Annotated in this window: 16 protein-coding genes and 1 pseudogene; 12 read left to right on the top strand and 5 right to left on the bottom strand. The window is 64.3% G+C overall.

Annotated features, from left to right (window positions below; translation table 11 throughout):
* The first annotated feature begins 8 nt into the window (after window positions 1–8).
* The 3 genes from ACSQ3Z_RS06100 to ACSQ3Z_RS06090 all read left to right on the top strand — a co-directional run bounded on the left by ACSQ3Z_RS06100 (window position 9) and on the right by ACSQ3Z_RS06090 (window position 2,986).
* A complete protein-coding gene (locus ACSQ3Z_RS06100; protein WP_436170443.1) occupies window positions 9–1,010 on the top strand; it encodes an Ldh family oxidoreductase in 1,002 nt (333 codons plus the stop codon).
* 386 nt (window positions 1,011–1,396) lie between these two features.
* Window positions 1,397–1,849 (top strand): DoxX family protein, encoded by a 453-nt coding sequence (locus ACSQ3Z_RS06095; RefSeq protein ID WP_436170442.1) that lies wholly within the window; start codon window positions 1,397–1,399, stop codon window positions 1,847–1,849.
* A gap of 162 nt (window positions 1,850–2,011) precedes the next feature.
* Window positions 2,012–2,986, top strand: coding sequence for a complex I NDUFA9 subunit family protein (locus ACSQ3Z_RS06090; protein WP_436170441.1), 975 nt, complete (start codon window positions 2,012–2,014; stop codon window positions 2,984–2,986).
* An 86-nt stretch (window positions 2,987–3,072) separates the two neighbouring features.
* Here the strand turns inward: ACSQ3Z_RS06090 and ACSQ3Z_RS06085 are convergent, their stop codons facing one another.
* Window positions 3,073–4,449 carry a cytochrome P450 gene (locus ACSQ3Z_RS06085; protein ID WP_436170440.1) on the bottom strand — a complete coding sequence of 459 codons (1,377 nt, stop codon included), beginning with the start codon at window positions 4,447–4,449 and terminating at the stop codon, window positions 3,073–3,075.
* 185 nt (window positions 4,450–4,634) lie between these two features.
* Here ACSQ3Z_RS06085 and ACSQ3Z_RS06080 point away from each other — a divergent pair, with 185 nt between their 5' ends.
* From ACSQ3Z_RS06080 to gyrB, 4 genes are all read left to right on the top strand, one after another.
* Window positions 4,635–5,204 carry an NADPH-dependent FMN reductase gene (locus ACSQ3Z_RS06080; RefSeq protein ID WP_436170439.1) on the top strand — a complete coding sequence of 190 codons (570 nt, stop codon included), beginning with the start codon at window positions 4,635–4,637 and terminating at the stop codon, window positions 5,202–5,204.
* An 87-nt stretch (window positions 5,205–5,291) separates the two neighbouring features.
* A complete protein-coding gene (locus ACSQ3Z_RS06075; protein WP_436170438.1) occupies window positions 5,292–6,428 on the top strand; it encodes a caspase family protein in 1,137 nt (378 codons plus the stop codon).
* On the top strand, window positions 6,410–7,912 hold the full coding sequence (locus ACSQ3Z_RS06070; protein WP_436170437.1) for a hypothetical protein: 1,503 nt from the start codon (window positions 6,410–6,412) through the stop codon (window positions 7,910–7,912). The genes ACSQ3Z_RS06075 and ACSQ3Z_RS06070 overlap by 19 nt, the downstream gene beginning before the upstream one ends.
* Window positions 7,913–8,073: 161 nt before the next feature.
* Entirely contained in the window at window positions 8,074–10,545 is a 2,472-nt protein-coding gene (gene gyrB / locus ACSQ3Z_RS06065; RefSeq protein ID WP_436170436.1) for a DNA topoisomerase (ATP-hydrolyzing) subunit B, read from the top strand.
* A 461-nt stretch (window positions 10,546–11,006) separates the two neighbouring features.
* On the opposite strand, the pseudogene ACSQ3Z_RS06060 reads toward gyrB, so the two are convergent.
* Window positions 11,007–12,704: pseudogene (locus ACSQ3Z_RS06060) on the bottom strand (hydantoinase B/oxoprolinase family protein); the annotation flags it as partial.
* Between the two features lies 1 nt (window position 12,705).
* The gene (locus tag ACSQ3Z_RS06055) at window positions 12,706–14,778 is read right to left on the bottom strand and encodes a hydantoinase/oxoprolinase family protein (RefSeq protein ID WP_436170435.1); all 2,073 of its coding nucleotides are present in this window, start codon (window positions 14,776–14,778) and stop codon (window positions 12,706–12,708) included.
* A gap of 220 nt (window positions 14,779–14,998) precedes the next feature.
* Between ACSQ3Z_RS06055 and ACSQ3Z_RS06050 the strand changes: the two genes are divergently transcribed.
* The 5 genes from ACSQ3Z_RS06050 (at window position 14,999) to ACSQ3Z_RS06030 (ending at window position 21,451) form a co-directional block, all read left to right on the top strand.
* Window positions 14,999–15,826, top strand: coding sequence for a ferredoxin--NADP reductase (locus tag ACSQ3Z_RS06050; RefSeq protein WP_436170434.1), 828 nt, complete (start codon window positions 14,999–15,001; stop codon window positions 15,824–15,826).
* A 166-nt stretch (window positions 15,827–15,992) separates the two neighbouring features.
* On the top strand, window positions 15,993–17,042 hold the full coding sequence (gene deoC / locus ACSQ3Z_RS06045) for a deoxyribose-phosphate aldolase (RefSeq protein ID WP_436170433.1): 1,050 nt from the start codon (window positions 15,993–15,995) through the stop codon (window positions 17,040–17,042).
* Window positions 17,043–17,090: 48 nt separating this feature from the next.
* Window positions 17,091–19,463 (top strand): aldehyde dehydrogenase family protein, encoded by a 2,373-nt coding sequence (locus ACSQ3Z_RS06040; RefSeq protein WP_436170432.1) that lies wholly within the window; start codon window positions 17,091–17,093, stop codon window positions 19,461–19,463.
* Window positions 19,464–19,654: 191 nt separating this feature from the next.
* Window positions 19,655–20,386, top strand: a complete 732-nt coding sequence (locus tag ACSQ3Z_RS06035; RefSeq protein WP_436170431.1) for an SDR family oxidoreductase — start codon at window positions 19,655–19,657, stop codon at window positions 20,384–20,386.
* Window positions 20,387–20,605: 219 nt separating this feature from the next.
* Entirely contained in the window at window positions 20,606–21,451 is an 846-nt protein-coding gene (locus ACSQ3Z_RS06030; RefSeq protein WP_436170430.1) for a fumarylacetoacetate hydrolase family protein, read from the top strand.
* 211 nt (window positions 21,452–21,662) lie between these two features.
* Here ACSQ3Z_RS06030 and ACSQ3Z_RS06025 read toward each other — a convergent pair whose 3' ends face one another.
* Complete coding sequence (locus tag ACSQ3Z_RS06025; RefSeq protein WP_436170429.1) at window positions 21,663–22,661, bottom strand: ABC transporter ATP-binding protein; 999 nt, start codon at window positions 22,659–22,661, stop codon at window positions 21,663–21,665.
* Between the two features lie 18 nt (window positions 22,662–22,679).
* Window positions 22,680–23,735 carry a Gfo/Idh/MocA family protein gene (locus tag ACSQ3Z_RS06020; protein ID WP_436170428.1) on the bottom strand — a complete coding sequence of 352 codons (1,056 nt, stop codon included), beginning with the start codon at window positions 23,733–23,735 and terminating at the stop codon, window positions 22,680–22,682.
* Window position 23,736 lies beyond the last annotated feature (1 nt).

The following is a 23,736-nucleotide window of genomic DNA, read 5'->3' as shown; positions in this document are numbered from 1 at the left end:
CAATCGCCATGCAACTCAGTCTCGACCAGGCAACCGGATTGTGCCGGATGGCGGCACTCGGCGCCGGCGCCAATGAGGAAGCGGCGCAGTCGCTCGCCGCCTCCATCGTCGCGGCCGAGGCGGAAGGGCTGACCTCGGTCGGGCTGACGCATTTCATCGACTATCTGGAAGCGATCGAAGCCGGCCGCATCGATGGCAATGCCGACCCCGTCATCACCAGGCCGGCGCTCGCGGTCTATCTTTCCGATGCGCGTGGCGGCCTCGCCCATACCGGCTTCGACCGTTCGATCGACGATCTCGCCAAGGCCGCAAAACTGTTCGGCGTCTCGATCTTCTCGCAGAAGAACGCCTATACATGCGGCGCGCTCGGCTATTTCACCGGACGGCTGGCAGCACTTGGGCTGGTGTCCTTCGCCGCCACCAACGGGCCGGCGGTGCTTGCCGGTTCAGGCTCGGTCAAGCCGGTCTACTGCACCAACCCGATGTCGTTTGCCGCTCCAGCCGCCGACGGTTCGCCTTTAGTCATCGACCAGTCGTCGAGCGCCACCGCCTTCGTCAACATCCGCAAGGCGGCCGAGGATGGCAGGAAGATCCCCGAAGGCTGGGCGCTCGATGCTAGCGGCAACCCGACCACCGATGCGGCGGCGGCCATGAAAGGCGCCATGCTTGCCTTCGGCGGCCAGCGCGGCGCCAACATCGCGCTGATGGTCGAGGTGCTGGCCGCCGGCCTGTCCGGCGCCAACTGGTCAATCGACGCCCCCTGGTTCACCGGCGGGCCGGACAGCCCGGGAACCGGCCTGTTCGTGCTTGCGATCGAGCCGAAGCTGCTCGATCCGGATTTCGAGCAGCGCATGAGAGGCCAACTCGACCGGCTGCGGCGGCGCTACGGCGTGCACGTGCCGGGACGCGCCCGGGCCGAGGCGGCGGAGAAGGCGCAAGCACGGGGCATAGACGCGCCCAAGGCGGTGGTGCAGCGCATTTCCGAATTCGCCGAGCGCTATTCGGGCTGAAATCCTTATCCATCAAATAAATAGCTGACCTCTCCCGCGAGGCTGTGGGCAGGCGTGGATTTTTTTGCGTTTGTCGCTGAACCTTCCGGTGGGTGGCCGTGACCAATTCATGTCCGGGTCGGGTTTGCCCGGTCGGTGTCTACCGTCGGATGCGTCCAGGGCTGGGGCGGGCGTCTCACGCCAAGCTGATACCGTCTCAGGTCAGGCCGTCTCGTTGGACCCTGGTTTCGACACGAACGTCACCCGGAAAACCCCGCTTCGGCGGGGTTTTCTGCGTTTTGCCTGCTGTCAAGAAAAACATGTGAGCGATGGTCAACTTTTGTTTATTTGACACTGCCCGACCCCATCGGGCGTTTGCGGATGACAGCAACACAGAGGAGACCGCCTTGTCCGCAACCACCGACAACACTCGCAGCAGCCTTTTCGTTCCCGCCCTTGGCGGCGTCTACGCCACACTCAACAATGCCGCGGAAACCATGCTGCGGGCCGTCGCCGGCATCTTCCTTACCATCCATGGCTCGCAGAAGATCACCGATCCGTTCGGCGCCGCCGAGATGGTCGAGGGCCTCGGCTTCTATCCCGGCGCGTTCTGGTCGCTGCTTCTCGCCTGCACCGAATTCTTCGGCGGCATTTTCATCGCCATCGGCCTGCTTACCCGCCCAGCTGCCTTTGCCGGGATGTTCGTGCTTCTGGTGACTGTGTGGTTCCACTGGGTCACCGTCGGCGAGGGTTTTTCCGGCGCCGAAAAGTCGCTGCTGTGGGCAGCGATCCTGCTCTTCTTCGTCATCCGTGGCGGCAACCGCCATTCGGTCGACGCGCGCATCGGCAAGGCGTTCTGAGGCGGGTCTGTTTAGACGCAATTCCGGACGGAAAACCGCTTCACACTTTTCCTGGAATTGCTCTGAAACAAGGTCACGAGCGACCTCCAGTCGCTCTTTGCCTTTGCCTCGAAACGGATTAAGAAGCGGCTTCAGCCAAGCTTGCGAGCGCCGGAGCCAGCCATGACCGAAATCCTGCAGACCCCCAAGCTCGTCGTCGTGTTCGGCGGGTCCGGTTTTGTCGGCCGCCACGTGGTGCAGGCACTGGCCAAGCGCGGCTACCGTATCAGGGTGCCCGTGCGCCGGCCCGATCTCGCCGGCCATCTGCAGCCGCTCGGCAATGTCGGCCAGATCCAGCCGGTGCAGGCCAATGTGCGCGTGCGCTGGTCGGTCGACCGTGCCGTGCAGGGCGCCGACCATGTCATCAACCTGGTCGCAATCCTGCATGAGAGCGGCCGGCAGAAATTTTCCGCCGTGCATGAGTTCGGCACCCGCGCCATCGCCGAAGCCGCGCGCGCGGTCGGCGCCGGCCTCACCCATATTTCGGCGCTGGGCGCGGATCTCAACGCGAAATCGGACTATGCCCGCACCAAGGCACTCGGCGAAAAGGCGGTGCTGGAGACGATCGCGGATGCTGTCATCTTCCGTCCCTCGATCAATTTCGGACCGGAGGACGCCTTCTTCAACCGCTTCGCCAACATGGCACGCTATTCGCCGGTGCTGCCGCTGCTCGGCGGCGGGCTGACCAAGTTCCAGCCGGTCTATGTCGGCGATGTCGCCGAGGCAGTGGCGCGCTCGGTCGACGGCAAGGTCGAAGGCGGCCGGATCTACGAACTCGGCGGGCCGCAGGTGCTCACCTTCAAGGAATGCATGGAAGAACTGCTCACCGTGATCGAGCGCAAGCGGATTTTGCTGCCCGTGCCGTGGTGGGTGGCGAACATGCAGGCGTCGGTTCTCGGGCTGTTGCCCAACCCGGTGCTGACCAAGGACCAGGTGCTGCAACTGCGCGAGCACAACATCGTCTCGGACGCGGCCGCCAGGGAAAGCAGGACGCTTGCCGGCCTCGGCATCCAGCCGCAGTCGATCGGCACGATCCTGCCCAGCTACCTCTGGCGCTTCCGCGCCGCCGGCCAGTTCCAGCGCAAGTCGGCTGCGTAGAGCAATTCCAGGAAAAGTGCGTAGCGGTTTTCCGTCCGGAATTGCGTCAAAACGAACAGATAGAGCCGGTAGAAATTCGCTTCAGGCTACGACGCGCGTCTGGCGGTGACCTGCATCGGCAGGCCGCCTTGCGGCTGCGTCGTCAGCTTCTGTACCGGCCAGGGCTTCGTCTCAGGAGTGGTGTCAAAGCGGAAGCGCGACAGCATGACGGCCAGCGCGATGATCGCCTCCTGCATGGCGAAGCTGGCGCCGATGCAGACGCGCGGGCCGGCCCCGAAGGGCAGATACTGGTAGCGGTCGATTTTTTCACGATTTCCCGGGTGGAAGCGTTCGGGCATGAAGGCGTCCGGCCTGTCCCACAGTTTTCTGTGGCGATGCACGACCCACGGCATCACCAGCACCGCGGCGCGCTTGGGAATGTAAAGCTCGTTCCAGGTCTCCGGCTCGATCGGCTCGCGATTGATCGACGGCGCGGGCGGATAGAGGCGTAACGCCTCCTCGAAAGCGGCGCGGGTGAGAGGCATTGCATCGAGCCATTTCGTCGGATCGGGCTCGCGCGCCAACACTGTGTCGATTTCGCGCTCGACCTTTTCGCGCTCCCAGGGCGCCTCGGCCAGGCAATAAATCGTCCAGCCCAGGGCGCGGGCCGTGGTCTCGTGGCCGGCGCCGATGAAGGTGATGATATTGTCCTCGACCTCGGCGCGCGTCAGCCCGTCCGGCCCCTCGGCCTTGAGCAGCAGGGTGAGGAAGTCCTGCGGCACGGTATCGGCATCGCGCCTCAGCCGCTCCTCGCGCATCCGGACGGTGTCGGTGACGATCTTGCGGAAATAGGCCATGGTCTTGCGGCCACGGATGCGGGTCAGGCGCGGCAACCATTCTGGCGCGCGCAGCAGGTCGAGCGGATCGACGCGGCCCATGGTCTCGAACAGCCGGTCGATCTCCCTGGCGAAGCTGCCCGGCTCGCCCGATATTTCGCCGGAAAACAACGTCTCGGCCAGGATATCGTAGGTGAGCAGCGTCATGTCATGGGCGATGTCGGAGATGCCGCCGGCTTCGTAGCGATTGACGAAGTCCAGCGCGCGTCTCAGCATCGGCTGGGCAAAACCGAAGATGTGGCGCGGCGTGAACACCGGCGCCATCGCCTTGCGCGACCGCTTCCACACCTCGCCCTCGGCGGTCAACAGGCCGTCGCGCAGGATCGGGCGCAGGATCATCTGGCGCACCGTCGCCATCTTGTAGTTCCTGGCGTTGTCGACCAGTACGTGGCGGATGAGGCCAGGATCGTTGGCGACGACCAATGGTCCGCCGACGCCGTTCACCGAGATCCAGGGCTCGTTGTAGGTGTGCTCGCCCCACAGTTCGAGCGGATTGCGATAGACGATGCGCATCATCTCCAGCGTCGAAGGCGGCGTCGTGCGCGGCTTCGGCGCGGGCGGAACGAAAGGGGCGGGCTGCGTGTCCATGGGATGCTCCGCTGATACCCCAATGTAGTGAGCGGCAAAGCCGGCGTCCATGCCGCCGAACGGCAGGGCACCGGCATCCGCTCTCCGGATTTTGACCGGCCGCCCGAGCCCTGCCCTCTTGCTGCCAGTTGCCGCGTGCCCTACGGGCAGCCACCAACAGATACCGCTATCCGCAGGAGCACGCCTTGAAACATCGGTTGAGCATCATCATCGGCAGCACGCGACCCGGCCGCGCCGGGCCGATTTTCGCCGAATGGCTGGACGGCTTCGCGCGCGAGCACGAGAAATTCGAGCCTGTCCTGACAGATATCGCCTCGTTCGACCTGCCTTTGCTGGACGAACCGCACCATCCCAAGCTCGCCAAATATGAGAAGGACCACACCAAGGCGTGGTCGAAGGCGATCGACGCGGCCGACGCCTTTGTCTTCGTCGCGCCCGAATACAATCACTTCGTGGCGCCGGCGATCGTCAACGCGATCGACTATCTGCTCAAGGAATGGCGCTACAAGCCGGCCGCCATTTTCAGCTATGGCGGCGTCTCCGGCGGGCTGCGTGCGGCGGAGGCGATCAAGCCGCTGCTGACCGGGGTCGGTGTGATGCCCATCCCGGAGGACGTGGCCCTGCAGTCCTACAGGAAGCTGCTCGACAAGGACCGTGCTTTCCAGCCGAGCGAATACGTGCTTGGCGAGGCAAGGATCATGCTGGATGAGCTGTTCCGCTGGAGCGAGGCGCTGAAGCCGCTGCGCGCCGGCTAGGGGCCGACCGCCGCTCGAACAACGCGGCTTGTTCACGCCATAAAGAGATGAAATGCTCCGGCCATTGACCGGGCCGGGGCGGTTCGCTTGCGATTTCTGTTTGCGCTATTGCTGATCTTGTCGACGGCCGCTGCCGCCATGGCGGAGCGGCGCGTCGCGCTGGTCGTCGCCGATGACGACTACCGGCTGATCCGGCCGCTGGCAAATCCCGTCAATGACGGCGAGGCGATTGAGGCGGCGCTGAAGAAGTTCGGCTTCGCGGTCGTGCTCGAAACCAACCGGGACCTGCGCCGCATGCGCCGCGCGCTCGACGATTTTCGCGAGGACGCCAAGGGCGCCGACGTGGCGCTGGTGTATTTCTCCGGCCATGGCGTCGAAATCTCGGGGGACAACCGGCTGCTGCCGGTCGATGCCGACGCCTCTTCGCTCGATGCGCTGAAAAGGACCAGCCTGCCGCTGGAAGAGGTGCGCGATGCTGTCGCCGCCACGGCCAAGGTCGGGCTGATCGTGCTCGATGCCTGCCGCCGCGATCCGTTCACGGCAAGCGCCGGCGAAGGTCGCGGCGCGACTGCGCTGGCCAAGGATGTCTCGGACAAGGTGCGGCCCGGTCTCGGCCGTATCGGGAAGGCGGAAAACATCCTGTTCGCCTTCGCGTCCGCGCCCGGCGAGACCGCCGCGGACGGTTCGGGGCAGAACTCGCCCTTCACGGCAGCGCTGACCAAATATCTTGGCACCGATGGGCTCGAAATCCGCTCGGTGCTGACACTGGTGCAGCAGGAGGTCTACGACCTGACGCGCGGCAAACAGCTCCCCTATGTCGAAAGCGGCCTGCCGCAACTGTTCTTTGCCACATCCACCAGGGAGCAGTTGCCGGAGCGCGAACGGCTGCTGCTGGCGATGGCCGAGGTGACACCTGAGATGCGCGGCGAGGTCGAACGGATCGCCAGCGACGCCGACATGCCGCTGGCGCCGCTCTACGGCGCACTGATCAGCACCGATGCGAGCCATCTTTCGGCTGAAAGCCTGGACGCCAGGCTGCGCGAGGCGGCGGACGCCTTCGTCAAGGTGCGCAGCGAAATGAAGGTTCTCGGCCCAAGCGATCCGCAGGTGAGCGCGTTGCGCCAGCAGGCGCAAGAGCAGCTTTCGTTGGGCGCGCCTTCGACGCCGCGCGGGCAAAACTCGCCGAGGCCGCCGGCATCGACAGTGTGTCGCGCAAGGCGCTGAAGGCCAATTTCGCCAGTCGCACACTGTCCGAAGCCGCGACGCGCTTCCTCTCGGGCGGCGCGGCCCGCGCCGACCTCAGCTATGCCGCCGCCATCAAGGACTATGAGGCGGTGCTGGCACTCTATGGCGAGGCCGGGCAGTCGGCGCTCGAGCCCGACGATTTCGACCGCCAGATCCGCACCCAGGATGAGCTGGGCAAACTCTACACCATCGTTGGCAACATCACCGCCGCCGGCCGCGCCTTCGAGGCGCTGCGGGCCAATCTCGAGCAGAGATCGCGGCAGGAAGCCGATCCGGGCGTGCGGCGCGATCTCGCCATCAGCCACACCAAGCTCGGCGATATCAGGATGGCGCAAGGCGATCTGCCAGCCGCCTTGCAGAACTACCAGACGGCGCGCGCGATGCTGCACGACCTGATTTCGGCCGAGCCGGGCCGCCTGGAATGGTTCGGCGATCTGGCCATGAACGACGACAAGATCGGCGACGTGCTGGTGACGAACGGCGATCTGGCCGGCGCCTCGCAAGTCTACCAGGAAAGCCTGTCGATCAAGAAAGTGCTCGCCGCCAACGAGCCGGAGCGCGCCGACCTGCAGCGTGACCTGACCATCTCCTATGACGAGATCGCCCGCCTTGCGCGTGCCGCGGGACAGCTGGACAACGCGCAGGCGGACTTTGAGGAAAGCCTGAAGATCCGCCTTGCCTTGGCCGCGAAGGCGACTGACGACGCGCAAAGGCAGCGCGACGTCTCGGTCAGCCACGACACGATCGGCGACCTCAAGCGCGAGCGCGGCGACGCCGTCGGCGCGCTTGCCGCCTACCGCGAAGGCCTGGAAATTGTCGAACGGCTGGCGAGCCTTGACCCCGACAACACCGAGCTGAAGCGCGACCTGTCGGTCGGCAACACCAAGATCGGCAACGCGCTGAAGGATCATGAGGATTGGCCGGCTGCCCTTGCGGCCTATCAACAAGGGCTGGCGCAGGCCCGTCAGCTGGCGGACGGCGACCCCGGAAATACGGAGTGGCAGCGCGACCTCTCGGTCAGCCTCGAAAAGGTCGCCGGCGTGCTTGCCATCCAGGGCGACCGCAAGGGCGCGCTCAAACTGTATCTCGACAGTTTCGTCATCGTCGACAGGCTGGCGAAGCTCGACCCGGCCAATCTTGACTGGCAGCGCGACCTGTCGATAACGCTGTCGGAGATCGGCATGCTCAAGGTCAAGCAGCGCGACATCAAGGGCGCGCGGCAGGCGTTCCAGGACAGCCTGGACATCCGCCAGCAACTTGCCCGATCCGACCCCGAAAACGCCACCTGGCAGCGCGATCTGGTGGTTGCGATGATCGATTATGCGCAGGTCGCCAAGAACCCGAAGGCGGTTCTTTCGCAGGCGCTGGACATCACACTGGAACTCGACCGCAGCGGCCGGCTGGCGCCACGCTACAAGTTCATGATCAAGTTTCTCAAGGATCGATTGGCCCGCGTGAAATAGGCCTGACTGAAGCCGGTCGTCGATAGCCGGCTCTTCCGCCCCGGAAATCCTCGCAAACCTTGGAAAAACCGCCTTTTGCGCCTATATCTAGGACATCAAAACGGCGCGATTCGGAGCCAATTTCCGGCACCGGGCCAGCGCCATCAATCAGACAGGTTTTCATGAGCGATCAGACTGAAAGCGCCATTGGCGCGGAAGCCGAGTACGGCGCCGATTCCATCAAGGTTTTGAAGGGGTTGGATGCTGTCCGCAAGCGGCCGGGCATGTATATCGGCGACACCGATGACGGCTCGGGCCTGCATCACATGGTCTACGAGGTGGTCGACAACGCCATCGACGAGGCGCTGGCCGGCCATGCCGACCTCGTCACGGTGACGCTCAATCCCGACGGATCGGTCACCGTCATCGACAATGGCCGCGGCATTCCGACCGATATCCACACCGGCGAAGGCATTTCGGCGGCTGAAGTGATCATGACTCAGCTGCATGCCGGCGGCAAATTCGACCAGAATTCCTACAAGGTGTCGGGCGGCCTGCATGGCGTCGGCGTGTCGGTGGTCAACGCGCTGTCGGCCTGGCTGAAACTGAGGATCCGCCGCAACGGCCAGATCTACGAGATGAGCTTCACCCATGGCGATGCCGACGCGCCGCTGAAGGTCACTGGCAGCTACGCGCAGAACAAGACCGCCGGCACCTATGAGGGACGCAGCGGCAGCGAGATCACCTTCTTCCCGTCGGCCGAGACCTTCACCATGGTCGAGTTCGACTACGGCACGCTGGAGCACCGGCTGCGCGAGCTGGCTTTCCTGAATTCCGGTGTGCGCATCGTGCTGACCGATGCCCGCCATGCCGACATCGTGCGCCACGAGTTGCACTATGATGGCGGGCTCGAGGAGTTCGTCAAATATCTCGACCGCGTGAAGAAACCGCTGATCGACAAGCCGATCGCCATCAAGGCCGAGCGCGACGGCATCACCGTCGAAGTGGCGATGTGGTGGAACGACAGCTACCACGAGAACGTGCTGGCCTTTACCAACAACATCCCGCAGCGCGACGGCGGCACGCATCTGGCCGGCTTCCGCGGCGCGCTGACGCGCCAGATCACCGGCTATGGCGAATCCTCCGGCCAGACCAAGAAGGAGAAGGTGTCGCTGATCGGCGACGACTGCCGCGAGGGCCTGACGGCGGTGCTGTCGGTCAAGGTTCCCGACCCGAAATTCTCCTCGCAGACCAAGGACAAACTGGTCTCGTCCGAGGTTCGCCCGGTGGTGGAAGGGCTGGTCAACGAGGCTTTGGGCACCTGGCTGGAAGAACACCCGACCGAGGGCAAGGTGGTGATCGAGAAGGTGATCCAGGCCGCCGCGGCGCGCGAAGCCGCGCGCAAGGCGCGCGACATCACCCGCAAGAGTTCGCTCGGCGTCACCTCGCTGCCCGGCAAGCTGGCCGACTGCCAGGAACGCGACCCGGCCAAGTCCGAAATATTCATCGTCGAGGGTGACTCGGCCGGCGGCTCGGCCAAGGGCGGCCGTTCGCGGCAGAACCAGGCCATTCTTCCGTTGCGCGGCAAGATCCTCAATGTCGAGCGAGCACGTTTCGACCGCATGCTCGGCTCCGACATGATCGGCACGCTGATCACCGCGCTCGGCACCTCGATCGGCAAGGACGAGTTCAACGCTGACAAATTGCGCTACCACAAGATCATCCTGATGACCGACGCCGATGTCGACGGTGCCCACATCCGCACCTTGCTGCTCACTTTCTTCTTCCGGCAGATGCCGGAGCTGATCGAACGCGGCCATCTCTACATCGCCCAGCCGCCGCTCTACAAAGTGACGCGCGGCAAGAGCTCGCAATACATCAAGGACGAAGGTGCGTTCGAGGAGTTCCTGATCGGTTCGGGACTGGAGGAGGCGTCGCTTTCGCTGGGTTCCGGCGAGGTGCGGGCGGGACAAGACCTGCGCAGCGCCATCGACGACGCGCTGGCGGTGCGGCAGCTGATCAACGGGCTGCACACGCGCTACAACCGCGCCGTGGTCGAGCAGGCGGCGATCGCCGGCGCGCTCAACCCGGACGTGCTTGCCGATCTTGGCCGCGCCGACGCCATGGCCGACCGTGTCGCCAAGCGCCTCGACATCATCGCCGAGGACACCGAGCGCGGCTGGACCGGCCGCATGTCGACCTCGAACGAAGGCGTCGGCGGCTATGTGTTCGAGCGCACGGTGCGCAGCGTCAAGGAATTCGCGCAGCTTGATCTCGGGCTGATCAATTCGGCCGACGCCCGCCAGCTCGACCGCTATGCGCCGCGCCTGACCGAAGTCTACGGCACGCCGCCAGTGCTGCGCCGCAAGGATGTCTCCGAGACCATTTCGGGACCGCTGGCGCTGCTCAACGCGGTGTTTGCGACCGGCCGCAAGGGCCTGACCATGCAGCGCTACAAGGGTCTTGGCGAGATGAACGCCGAACAGCTCTGGGAAACCACGCTCGACCCGAATGTGCGCTCGCTGCTGCAGGTCAAGGTCAATGACGCCACCGACGCGGACAGCCTGTTCTCGCGGCTGATGGGCGACGAGGTGGAACCCCGGCGCGAGTTCATCCAGGACAATGCGCTATCGGTTGCCAATCTGGATATTTGAGCCGGCTTAGATTCACGCCTTGATGGAGCCATTCTGCTTCATCAAGCCATGAAGGGCCGGCGTGACGCTGTCGGCAAAATGCACCCGCCATGGCGGACTGGTTAGCGGTTCGGCCTCTCGACTGCGCTCAAGGCCGCCAAGCCTTGTGGAGGCGGCTCGCCTGCTTGAAGATAGGCTTGGATCAGCCTCTCATCATCATCGTCGGACTTGTATGCTCTCGGGATGCCTCTGATTTGGGCCGGCATATCCCAGTCGGCCGGACGATGCTCAGGTGCGAACCATTTGCACCGGTTGACTTCCACCCAGCGGCGCCGGACCAACAGACAGTTTTCAAGTCCGTCGTCTTCATAGCCGAACTCGACGCCGCAACAGACGCATATGTCATGGCTGGGTTCTTCGCCGTTTTCACCCCAAGGCAAATCCGGGAATTGACCCAGCCCGCAGACACGGCACTTGGACCATCCAGCATCATCAACGGTGGCTCCAAACATCTCTCTGGCCTGTTCTGGCGTATAGTAGCCGAGCGCCACGTCGCGCGCGACCAGCGCCGGGTCACGAGCTAGCGGATCGCCATAGCCGCCGCCGCCAGGCGTACCGACGCGCACGCGGTCGCCGGCCTTGAGCGCGATATCCTGCTCCTTGGAAAGGTGCGGCGGCACATGCGCCTCGCCGCCGCGGAACACCGTCACCGTGTTGGGGGCGCCGTCCCTACCGCCAAGCGCGCCTTGCGGGCCGAAGCGGCCGTGATCCATAACGAAGGAGGCGCGGGCGTCGCCGCGCAGGATCTCGACCTCATAGGCGAGCCCGAAACCGCCGCGCTGCTTGCCGGCGCCGCCGGAGCCTTCGCGCAGGGCATAGTGGCGGTAGAGCACGGGAAAGGCCTGCTCCATGATCTCGACGGGCGGCGATTTGGAAATGCCGATGGTCGAGCAGCCATTGGTCAGGCCGTCATGGCCGGCATTGCCGCCATAGCCGCCGCCGGAAATCTGGTACATGACGTAGTCGCGGCCACGCACCGGGTCGTTGCCGCCGAGCGCGAAATTACCGCTGGAGCCGGCGGGAGCCGCCGTCACCTTGTCTGGCAGCGCCTGCACCATGGCCGCGAACACCGCTTCGGCGATGCGCTGCGAAACCTCGGCCGCGCAGCCCGACACCGGACGCGGATATCTGGCATCGAGGAAGGTGCCTTCCGGTCGCTTGACGATGAGTGGCTCGAAGGCGCCGGCGCTGATCGGCACGTCCGGAAAGATGTGGCGCATGGCGAGATAGACCGACGACAAGGTCGTCGCCAGCACGCTGTTCATCGGCCCGGCGCAGGGCTTTGATGAGCCGGAAAAGTCGAAGGTCAGCATATCGCCCTGCTTCTCGACGGCTAGCGCGATGGTCAGCGGCTCGTTCACCACCCCGTCGGAATCGACGAAGGCTTTTGACCGGTAGGTTCCATCCGGGATGGCGGCAATGTTGGCGCGCATCTGCTCGGCGGCGCGGCGGCGCAGTTCCGCGATCGCCTCGACAACCGTTTCATCTCCGTAACGATCGAGGATCCCATTGAGGCGGTCCTGGCCGATCAGCAGTGCCGCGGCCTGCGCCCGGATATCGCCGATGCGTTGATCGGCAACACGGATGTTGGAGCAGATGATGGCGTAGATCTCCGCGTCGAGCACGCCCTTCTTGAACAGCTTTACCGGCGGCAGCCGCAGCCCTTCCTGCTCGACCGCGGTTGCGGAGGCCGAGAAGCCGCCCGGCACCGAACCGCCGATGTCGGGCCAGTGGCCGGTGTTCGACAGCCAGCAGAAAATCTTGCCGTTCCGGTACACCGGCATGGCGAAGCGGACATCCATCAGATGCGTGCCGCCGAGATAGGGATCGTTGACGATGTAGATGTCGCCTGGCTCGGGCGGCAGGCAGCGCCCGTCGGCGATCATCTCTATGACCGTCTTGGTCGAATATTGCATGACGCCGACAAACACCGGCAGACCCTGCGAGCCCTGCGCGATCAGCGAGCCGTCGAGCGCCGAATATATGCCGTCGGAACGGTCGTTGGCTTCGGCGATGACCGGCGAGAAGGCGGCGCGCGAAAATGTCAGGTCCATCTCGTCGCAGACCTGTTGCAGGGCTGCCTGAAGTACCGAAAGCGTGATGGTGTCGAGCCTTGCCATCTCAGGCCTCGCCAATGTCGATGATGATGTTGCCATCGGCGTCCGAACGCGCCCGGTCGCCGGGTTCGAGCACCGTGGTGGCGTCCATCTGCTCCAGGATCGCCGGACCTTCTATCACCGCATCGAGCGGCAGTTTTTCGCGTGCGTAGATCGGCGTGTCGTGCCAGGTGCCGGCGTACCAGACCGGCCGGATTTCGCGCCGTGCGTCGGCGAGCGTCGCCGCGCGACCGGCCGGGTCGATCAGCCGCGACAGATCGATCGCTGGCCTGACACCGGTCACCGAGGTGTTGAGGTTGACCAGGTTGGCGCGGATCTCCGGCAATTCGACCTTGAAGCGGGCGAAATAGGCCTTTTCGAACAGAAGCTGCAACATTTCACGTGTGACGGAAGAGGAAGGCAGCGGCACGTTGATGATGTGGGTCTGGCCGACGAACTGCATGTCGGCGGAATGGGTGACGCGGATCGTCTCCGGCTTTACCGCTTCCTTGCCGATCAGCTCCTCGCCTTCGTTCCGGTGCCGTTCCAATATGGCGTGAAGCTGGGTCTCATCGAGACTGGACACCGGCTGGTTGACGGTGTTGACGAAGTCGTGCCGGAGATCGGCGACCACGCAACCGAGCGCATTGGTGATGCCAGGCCGCGCCGGCACCAGCACCTTGGGCAGGCCAAGCTCGCGCGCCAGTGCTGTCGCATGCAGCGGCCCGGCACCGCCAAAGGCAAACAGCGCAAAATCGCGCGGGTCGTGGCCACGCGACACCGAGACCATGCGGATGGCGCCGGCCATTTTCATGTTGCCGAGCCTGAGCACCGCACCTGCGGCTTCGACGCCGGAAAGGCCGGTGTCCTTGCCGATCTTGTCCTCGAATATGCCGGTAACGCGCTCGACGGTGACGGGATTTTCCACCGCCAGCAGTTTCTTCGGCGCCAGCCGTCCGAGCACCAGATTGGCGTCGGTGACGGTCGGCTCGTTTCCGCCGCGCCCGTAGCAGATCGGGCCGGGATTGGCGCCGGCACTTTCCGGGCCGATCTGGATCAGCCCCGCGGCATCGACGCGGGCGATCGAGCCGCCGCCGGCGCCAACCGTGTGCACCGCCACCATCGGCACATGGATCGGCATTGCATATTCGATCTCGATCTCGTTCGACACCGCCGGCTCGGCGTTGCGGATCAGCGCCACGTCGGTCGAGGTGCCGCCCATGTCGTAGGTGACCAAGTTCTCGAAGCCGGCGCGCTTGCCGGTATAGGCGGCAGCGATGACGCCCGAGGCCGGCCCCGACATGACGGTCTTTGCCGATTCACGGGTGACGAAACGGGCCGAGATCATGCCGCCATTGCCGTTCATGATCAAAAAATCGCGGGCGTAGCCTTTTGCTCCAAGCTCCTTGCGCAGCCTTTCGACATAGCGCTCGAGGATCGGCTGCACCGAGGCGTTGACCGATGCCGTCACGCCGCGCTCGAACTCGCGCGCTTCCGACAGCAGCGCATGGCCCGCGGTGATGTAGCCGTTCGGCCAAAGTTCGGCGGCGATTTCGGCGGCGCGGCGCTCATGCGCCGGATTGGCATAGGAATGCAGGAAGTGGATGACGAGGGATTCGCAGCCGGCCTCGATCAGCTGTGAGACAGCCATGCGCATCTCGGCTTCGTCGAGCGGAACGCGAACCGCGCCAGAGGCCTCGACCCGCTCCGACACTTCGAGCCTGAGATTGCGCGGAATGACCGGCACGAACGTTCCTGTCATGCCATAGGGCTGCGGCCGGGTGCGCCGGCCGAGTTCGATCACGTCGCGAAAGCCGCGCGTGGTGATCATGCCGGTTTTCGCCAGCCGGCGCTCCAGCACGGCGTTGGTGGTGGTGGTCGTGCCGTGCACGATGAGGTCGATGCCGTCGATGGGAAAGCCGGTGGCGCCAAGCGCTGAAACGACGCCGAAGGCCTGGTTGTCGACCGTGGTCGGGGTCTTGGCAATATGCACCCGGCCGCCGTCTTTGCCATCGATCAAAAGCAGGTCGGTAAAGGTTCCGCCAACATCGATGCCGGCGACGACATTGCCCGGTAACGCCGAAAAATTCTCTTTCATTGTCGAAACCCGAAATGCCCGGACTACGGATATGTCACAGTTTGGAAAGGTGTTTTACGCTGGTCTCTTGACGCAAATATCATTTGTATACTAATAAATTCGGGACACAAGAGCTTACCGCTTCGCAGTGTGCAAAGGGCACGCCGGAACCTGACTGGTTCGGGCGTGCAGGAGAAGGTTTGGCGCCCGCGTCTGAAATTGGGCCAGAAGGTTGGATTTGATGAACACCACATCCGCGTTCAACACCGCCGGCGCCCGGCCGCTGCAGTTTCCGATTCCGGCCAATGTCTATGCCGAAACGGTCGTCTCGGTGAAGCACTACACCGACCGTCTGTTCTCGTTCCGCATCACCCGGCCGCAGTCGCTGCGCTTCCGCTCCGGCGAGTTCGTCATGATCGGCCTGCCCAATGCCGAGAAGCCGGTGTACCGCGCCTATTCGGTCGCCAGCCCGTCCTGGGACGACGAACTGGAATTTTTCTCGATCAAGGTGCCGGACGGCCCGCTGACCTCCGAGCTGCAGAAGATCCAGGTTGGCGACACCGTCATCATGCGCCAGAAGTCGACCGGCACGCTGGTGCTCGATGCGCTGACCCCGGCAAAGCGCCTGTTCATGATCTCGACCGGCACCGGCATCGCGCCCTTCGCCAGCCTGCTGCGCGATCCCGACACCTATGAGAAGTTCGAGCAGGTCATCCTGACCCACACCTGCCGCGACAATGCCGAGCTGGTTTACGGCCAGGAGCTGGTCGCCGCACTCGAAAACGACCCGCTGATCGGCGAACTGACCGGCGGCCGCGTCACCCTCTACAATTCGACGACGCGCGAAGAGTCGGCGCGCATGGGCCGAATCACCGCGCTTATCGGCTCGGGCAAGTTCTACAGCGACCTCGGCATCGACAAGCTCAACCCCGAGACCGACCGCATCATGATCTGCGGCTCGATGCACATGCTCAAGGACGTCAAGGAACTGGCCGAGAGCCTGGGCTTCGAGGAAGGCTCGCTGCATCATCCGTCGAGCTTCGTCGTCGAGCGCGCCTTCGTCGGCTGAGACGTCGGGACGTTTAACGTCCTTCCGCCAAATCTGCATTTTTGACCACGCGGTCAAAGATCTGCTGCTTTCGCTGCCTTTTTCAGCTATGAGCCGCTTGAGGACTCGTGAAGTGCACCTTCACGGGCTATCTTCGGCGCACGCCGCTGAATGAAGAGGGCAGGAGATGAGCAGCACAATCCGTGAAGCCGACGTCGGCGCGTCCAAGGTCACGCCGCTGCCGGCGCGCACCGCCGCCAACACGCCCGCACTGCCGGACCACGCTATTGCCCGCAATCCCGGCATGCGGCTCGATCTCGGCTTCATGGAATCGGTGCGCAGCGTCAACCGCTCGGCGCTGGAGCGCCGTGTCGCCAGCCTGACCAAGCGGCGCTCGATCAAGGCCGACAACCAGGCGGCCTGGCTGCTGCGCGCCGTCGCCTGCATGGACCTGACGACACTGAATTCCAACGATACCGAGGAGCGCGTGCGCCGGCTCTGCGCCAAGGCGATCAACCCGTTTCGCCGCGACATCGTCGAAGGCCTGGGCATAGCGGGCGAAACCATCCGCCCGGCGGCGGTCTGCGTCTATCATCCCTTCGTCGCCACCGCCGTCGATGCCGTGCGCGGCACCGGCATCCATGTCGCTGCCGTCTCGACCGCCTTCCCGCACGGTCTCGCGCCGCTGTCGACGCGCCTGCAGGAGATTGAAGCCTCGGTCCGCGACGGGGCCGACGAGATCGACGTCGTCATTCCGCGCGGGCTGGTCTTCGGGGCGAAATGGCAGGAACTCTACAACGAGATCGTTTCGATGCGCGAAGCCTGCGGCGAGGCGCATCTCAAGGTCATTCTCGGCACCGGCGACCTCGCCACGCTGCGCAACGTCATGCTGGCCTCGATGGTGGCGATGATGGCGGGCGCGGATTTCATCAAGACCTCGACCGGCAAGGAAAGCGTCAACGCGACGCTGCCCGTCGGCCTCGCCATGGTGCGCGCCATCCGCGCTTATTTCGAGGAAACCGGCTATCTTATCGGCTTCAAGCCGGCCGGCGGCATTTCCACCGCCAAGGCCTCGCTCGACTGGCTGGTGCTGATGAAGGAAGAGTTGGGCCGGCCATGGCTGGAGCCCGACCTGTTCCGCTTCGGCGCATCGAGCCTGCTGACCGACATCGAGCGCCAGCTCGAACACCATCTGACCGGCCATTACTCGGCCAACCATCGCCACGCGATGGCCTGAGGCGCCACACCGCGCCGCACAAAAACCTCCTCCTAGCGGAGACGCCCGATGAACATTATCGAACGCTATCACGCCATGGATTACGGCCCGGCGCCGGAGGCCCGCAACGAGGCGGACGCCTGGCTTGCCGCGCGAGATTTCGGCAAGGCGCTGTTCATCGGCGGCGAGTGGAAGGCGGCGGGCAGCGGCCAGACCTTCGACACCAGCGATCCCGCCTCCGGCAAGCTGCTCGCAAAAGTCTCGGATGCGGGTGCAGCCGATATCGACGCCGCGGTTGCGGCTGCAGCAAAAGCCTTGCCGAAATGGAGCGCCAGCACCGGCTACAGCCGAGCCAAGGTGCTCTATGCCATCGGCCGCGCCATGCAGCGCCATCAGCGCCTGTTCGCGGTGCTGGAATCGATCGACAACGGCAAGCCGATCCGCGAAAGCCGTGATATCGACGTGCCTTTAGCCATCCGCCATTTCATCCACCATGCCGGCTGGGCACAGGCGCTGGACAAGGATTTCGCAGATCATAAGGGCGTCGGCGTCGTCGGCCAGATCATCCCGTGGAACTTCCCGCTGCTGATGCTGGCCTGGAAGATCGCGCCGGCACTCGCCGCCGGCTGCCCGGTGGTGCTGAAGCCGGCCGAGTTCACGCCGCTCACCGCCATCCTGTTCGCCGAGATCTGCGAACGGGCAGGCGTGCCCAAAGGCGTCGTCAACATCGTCCAAGGCGGGCCGGAGGCGGGTGCTGCAATCGTCAACCATCCGGGCGTCCAGAAGATCGCCTTTACCGGCTCATCCGAGGTCGGCAAGATCATCCGCAAAGCCACGGCGGGATCGGGGAAAAAGATATCGCTGGAGCTCGGCGGCAAGTCGGCCTTCGTCGTCTTCGAGGACGCCGATCTCGACAGCGCCGTCGAGGGCCTGGTCGACGGCATCTGGTTCAACCAGGGCCAGGTCTGCTGCGCCGGCTCGCGGCTTCTGGTGCAGGAAGGCATCGCCGATGCCTTGATCGCCAAGGTCAAGACCCGAATGGGCCGGCTGCGCGTCGGCAGCCCGCTGGACAAGAACACCGATATCGGCCCGCTGGTCGACTTGACCCAGCTCGAGCGCGTCAAGGGACTGGTCGCCGAAGGGGCAAAACAGGGCGCCGTCTGCTGGCAGCCCGATGCTGCACTGCCGTCCTCCGGCTATTACCATCTGCCAACGCTCGCGACTGGTGTTTCGCCGGCTAATATCTTGGCGCAGGAGGAGGTGTTCGGCCCGGTGCTGGCCACCATGACCTTCCGCAACACCGAGGAAGCGATCGAGCTCGCCAACAACACGCGCTATGGGCTGGCAGCCTCGGTGTGGAGCGAAAACGTCAACCTTGCGCTGCATGTCGCGCCGCAGCTGAAGGCCGGCGTCGTCTGGGTCAACGGCACCAACATGTTCGACGCCGCCTGCGGCTTCGGCGGCTACCGCGAGAGCGGCTTCGGCCGCGAAGGCGGCCGCGAGGGGATGTTCGAATATCTGTCCGTGAAACTGCCGCTCGGCCCGGTGATCAAGCCGACGACATCTTCCGCGCAGCCTGTCGAGCAATCTGAAGGCGACGCCATCGATCGCACGGCAAAGCTGTTCATCGGCGGCAAGCAGGTCAGGCCGGACGGCAATTATTCGCTTGGCATTGCCACTGCCAAGGGCAAGCTTGCAGGCGAGGTTGGGCTCGGCAACCGCAAGGATATCCGCGACGCCGTCTCGGCTGCCCGCGCCTGCAAGGGCTGGCCGGAAGCGACCGCCTACAATCGTGCCCAGGTGCTCTATTATCTGGCCGAAAACCTGTCCGGCCGTGCCGATGAATTCGCCGCGCGTCTTGTCCAGCTTACGGGTGTGGCGGCAAAAGCCGCGCGCGAAGAGGTCGAGCAGTCGATCGAGCGGCTGTTCCTCTATGCCGGCCTCGCCGACAAGTTCGAGGGCCGCGTGCACCAGCCGCCTGCCCGGGCTGTCACATTGGCGCTGCACGAGCCGGTCGGCGTCGTCGGCATCGTCGCGCCCGACGCAGCACCCTTGCTCGGTCTGATCTCGCTGGTTGCTCCGGCGCTCGCCATGGGCAACACGGTGGTGGCGGTGCCTTCGGAAAAATATCCGCTCCTGGCCACCGATCTCTATCAGGTGATCGAGTATTCCGACGTTCCGGCCGGCGCCATCAACATCGTCACCGGCCGCAGCGCCGAGCTTGCCGGCGTGCTGGCCAAGCACGACGATGTCGACGGGCTCTGGGTGTTTGCCGATGCCGAGACCTGCGCCAAGGCGGAAGCCGACTCGATCGGCAACCTCAAGCGCGTCTGGACCGGCAATGGCCGCAGCCTCGACTGGGCATCGGGCGAAGCCGCAGGGGACGCTTTCCTGCGCCGTGCCGTCGAGGTCAAGAACGTCTGGGTGCCCTACGGCGACTGACGGTCCACCCGAGCGTCCGGCGCTGACGTTCGGGCTTGACGGGTCAATGGATGTTCTTTAACGAGAAAAAACAATTGGCCTGCAGGGGCACGCCCCCGCACAGGCGGCACGATAGTGCCTGCCTGGCACATTGCACATTGGCCGAATGCCCTTAGAAATCCGGGCGGCGACATACAGTCGAGGAGAAAAGCATGGCGGATCTGGCAGGCAAGGTCGTTGTCGTCACCGCAGCGGCGCAAGGCATCGGCAGGGCGAGCGCGCTGGCCTTCGCCAAAGCAGGCGCCGTGGTGCACGCCACCGACATCAACGAGGTGCTGCTGGCCGAACTCGGCAAGACGTCTGACATCAAGACCCGCAAGCTCGATGTGCTGAACGACGAGGCGGTGAAATCGGGCTTCGCCGAAATCGGGCCTGTCGATGTGCTGTTCAATTGCGCTGGCTTCGTCCATTCCGGCTCGATCCTCGAAATGGCGGACGCCGATCTCGACTTCGCCTTCAACCTCAATGTGCGCGCGATGATCCGTACCATCCGCGCCGTGCTGCCGGGAATGCTGGACCGTGGCGGCGGATCGATCGTCAACATGTCTTCGGTCGCCGGTGCCGGCAAAGGCGTGCCCAACCGTTTCGCTTATGGCGTCACCAAGGCCGCGGTCATCGGCCTGACCAAGGCGGTCGCCGCCGACTATGTCGGCAAGGGCATACGCTGCAACGCCATCTGCCCCGGCACCGTCGAGAGCCCGTCGCTGCAGGATCGCATGCATGCGCAAGGCGACTACGAAGCCGCCCGCACCGCCTTCATCGCCCGCCAGCCGATGGGCCGTCTCGGCACGCCGGAGGAAATCGCCGATCTCGCCGTCTATCTGGCCGGCGCCACCTACACGTCGGGGCAGGCCTACAACATCGATGGCGGCTGGTCGATCTGACCATGATCCCGAAAAGTGGGAACCGGTTTTCGGAAAAGGTCATGGATGGATCAGGATCGAGGAGTCTGAAAATCCCACCCCGCCAGCGCTTGAAATGGCTTCTGCGCTTGCCCGGAGTCAGGTCCAATAGGTACGTTCCGCCCGGTTTCTGAAAACCATATCGTTGCCTCGGCGGAGAGTTTGCAAAAGGCCTCGGGCCGCAATCAGGAGAAAGACTGCATGAAACTGCTGCGCTATGGCGAGGTAGGGAGCGAACGTCCCGGCCTGCTCGATGCGGATGGGACGATCCGCGACCTCTCCGCTTATGTCGCCGACATCGCCGGCACGGTGCTTCATCCGGCCTCGCTGGACATGCTGTCGAAGCTCGATCCGAAATCGCTGCCGGCGGTTTCCGGTAACCCTCGCATCGGCGCCTGCGTCGCCGGCACGGGAAAATTCATCTGCATCGGGCTGAACTATTCCGACCATGCCGCCGAGACCGGCGCCACAGTGCCGCCGGAGCCGATCATCTTCATGAAGGCAAGCTCGGCCATCGTCGGGCCTGACGACGACGTGCTGATCCCGCGCGGCTCGGTCAAGACCGACTGGGAGGTCGAACTCGCCGTGGTTATTGGCAGAAAAGCAAAATATGTCAGCGAGGCCGAGGCGCTGGATTATGTTGCCGGCTACTGCGTCGCGCATGACGTGTCGGAGCGCGCATTCCAGGCCGAACGCCAGGGCCAGTGGACCAAGGGCAAGAGCTGCGACACATTCGGCCCGATCGGCCCGTGGCTGGTGACCAAGGACGAGGTGGCCGACCCGCAGAACATCAAGATGTGGCTGACGGTCAACGGCAAGACGATGCAGAACGGTTCGACCAAGACCATGGTCTACGGCGTCGCCTATCTGGTTTCCTACCTCAGCCAGTTCATGTCGCTGCATCCCGGCGACATCATATCCACCGGCACGCCGCCCGGCGTCGGACTGGGCATGAAGCCGCCGGTGTTCCTCAAGGCGGGCGATGTTGTCGAGCTCGGTATTGAGGGGCTGGGTCAGCAGAAGCAGACGTTCAAGGCGGACGCGTAGGCGTATCACCTCACAGGCTTGCGCCGCCCCTCAACTGGCTGCCGCCATCTTCTCCCCGTGAACGGGGAGAAGGACGCCGTCATCGACGATTTCGCCGATCGCCTACGTTGCGGAAAAGGCGCCAGCGCTGCGGCCAGCTTTCTTTCTCCCCGTTTGCGGGGAGAAATGCCCGGCGGGGCAATGAGGGGCAGCGCCGGCCAATGCTGCGAAGCTACTTCAACACCTTCCCATCAACCCCGAAGCGATAGGTCTTCGCCGGGTCCGGCGTCGCATAAAGCGTGGCACCCGGCTCCGCATTGTAGACACCGAAGATGCGCACCGTGATCAGCCCGGCCTTTTCGCAGTCGAGATAGAGATTGGTGTCGGCGCCGAGGTGCTCGGCATGCACCACCGTGCCCTTCCAGGCTCCCGATTTCGTGTCAACGGTCAGGTGCTCTGGCCGGACGCCGATGGTCTTGGCCGTCTCGCCCAGTCTCGCGCCGTCGATGAAATTCATCTTCGGTGAGCCGATGAAGCCGGCGACGAATTCGTTCGCCGGCGAATTGTAGAGCTCCATCGGCCCGCCGATCTGCTCGATCCGGCCCGCATTGAGCACGACGATCTTGTCGGCCAGCGTCATCGCTTCGACCTGGTCGTGGGTGACGTAGATCATCGTCGCTTTCAGCCGGCGATGCAGCTGCGCGATTTCCAGCCTGGTGTTGACGCGTAGCGCGGCATCGAGATTGGACAAAGGCTCGTCGAAGAGAAAAAGCTTGGGTTCCCGCACCACGGCGCGGCCGATGGCGACGCGCTGGCGCTGGCCGCCCGAGAGTTCGGCCGGCCGCCTCTCGAGATAGGGCTCCAGCGACAGCATCGAGGACGCAATGCCGATGCGGCGGTCGATCTCGGCCGCCGGCGTGCTGGCCTGCTTCAGGCCGAGGCCCATATTGTTCTTCACCGTCAGATGCGGGTAGAGCGCATAGGTCTGGAACACCATGGCGATGCCGCGCTTGGCCGGTGGCGTAACGGAGACGTCGTCGCCGTCGATCACCACGCGGCCCGAGGTCGAATCCTCCAGCCCGGCGATGACCCTGAGCAAGGTCGACTTGCCGCAGCCGGACGGGCCGACGAAGACGACGAACTCGCCGTCCGTCACTTCGAGGTTGATGCCCTTCAGCACCTCGACCGGCCCGAAAGCCTTCTTCACATTCTCGATCTTCAGCGAGCCCACAATATTGGTTCCTAGCTTTTAGAGTTTGACGGCGGCGCCGCTGCGCACGCTCTCGTCGGCGGCAAGGCAGACGGCGAGCGACTTCACCGCGTCGTCCATATGCCTGTTGAGATCGAGATCCTCGCGGATCGCCTTGAGCACAAAGGCCTGCTCGAGATCGCACAGGTCCTGGTGGCCCGGCTCGCCTTCCATCGACAGCATCTCGTCGGGCCTGGCGAACTTGCCGTCGGCTCCGGTCGCGGCACTGTGCAGGCGGATGGTCGAGGTCTTGGTGTGGGTGTCGATATCGTCGGATTTGACACCTTCCTTCATGACGATCGATACGCAGCCGTTCGGTGAGATCACGTCCTTCACGAAGAAGGCGGTTTCCGAAATCATCGGCCCCCAGCCGGCCTCGTACCAGCCGACCGAGCCGTCATCGAACAGCACCTGCAGGTGGCCGTAATTGTACATCGAGGGCGCGACCTCTTCGGTCAGCCGCACCCCCATGCCGCGCACCTCGACCGGCCTGGCGTCGGTGATCTGCAGCATCACGTCGAGATAGTGCACGCCGCAGTCGACGATCGGCGAGGTCGTCTGCATCAGCTGCTTGTGCGTGCCCCAGGTATGGCCCGAGGATTGCTGGTTGAGGTTCATGCGGAACACGTACGGACCGCCGAGCTTGCGTGCCTCGGCGATCAGCCGGATCCATGACGGATGATGGCGCAGGATGTAGCCTATCACCAGCTTTTTGCCGTTGGCCTTGGCCGCCGCGACGACGCGCTCGGCATCGGCAACGGTCGTTGCCAGCGGCTTTTCGACAAAGACATGGCAACCGGCCTCGAACGCCTTCACCGCATAGTCGGCATGGCTGTCCGAATAGGTGGCGATCGAGGCGACATCGGGCTTCTCGTCGCGCAACGCCTCGTCGAAGGAGCGCCTGATGCCATAGCCGGAAAGCTTTTCAGGCAGCGGCACGTCGGAGCGGTTGACCAGTGCCGCGATCTCGAAGCCCGGATTGTTGTGATAGGCGAGCGCGTGGCTGCGGCCCATATTGCCGAGGCCGGCGACGACGACGCGAAGGGGTTGAGCCATT

It is taken from the genome of Mesorhizobium sp. LjNodule214 (assembly GCF_964252735.1).
In the GTDB taxonomy this organism is placed as follows: domain Bacteria; phylum Pseudomonadota; class Alphaproteobacteria; order Rhizobiales; family Rhizobiaceae; genus Mesorhizobium.
The sequence above is the reverse complement of the archived record's forward strand: the minus strand, read 5'-3'. Positions and strand labels throughout refer to the sequence as shown.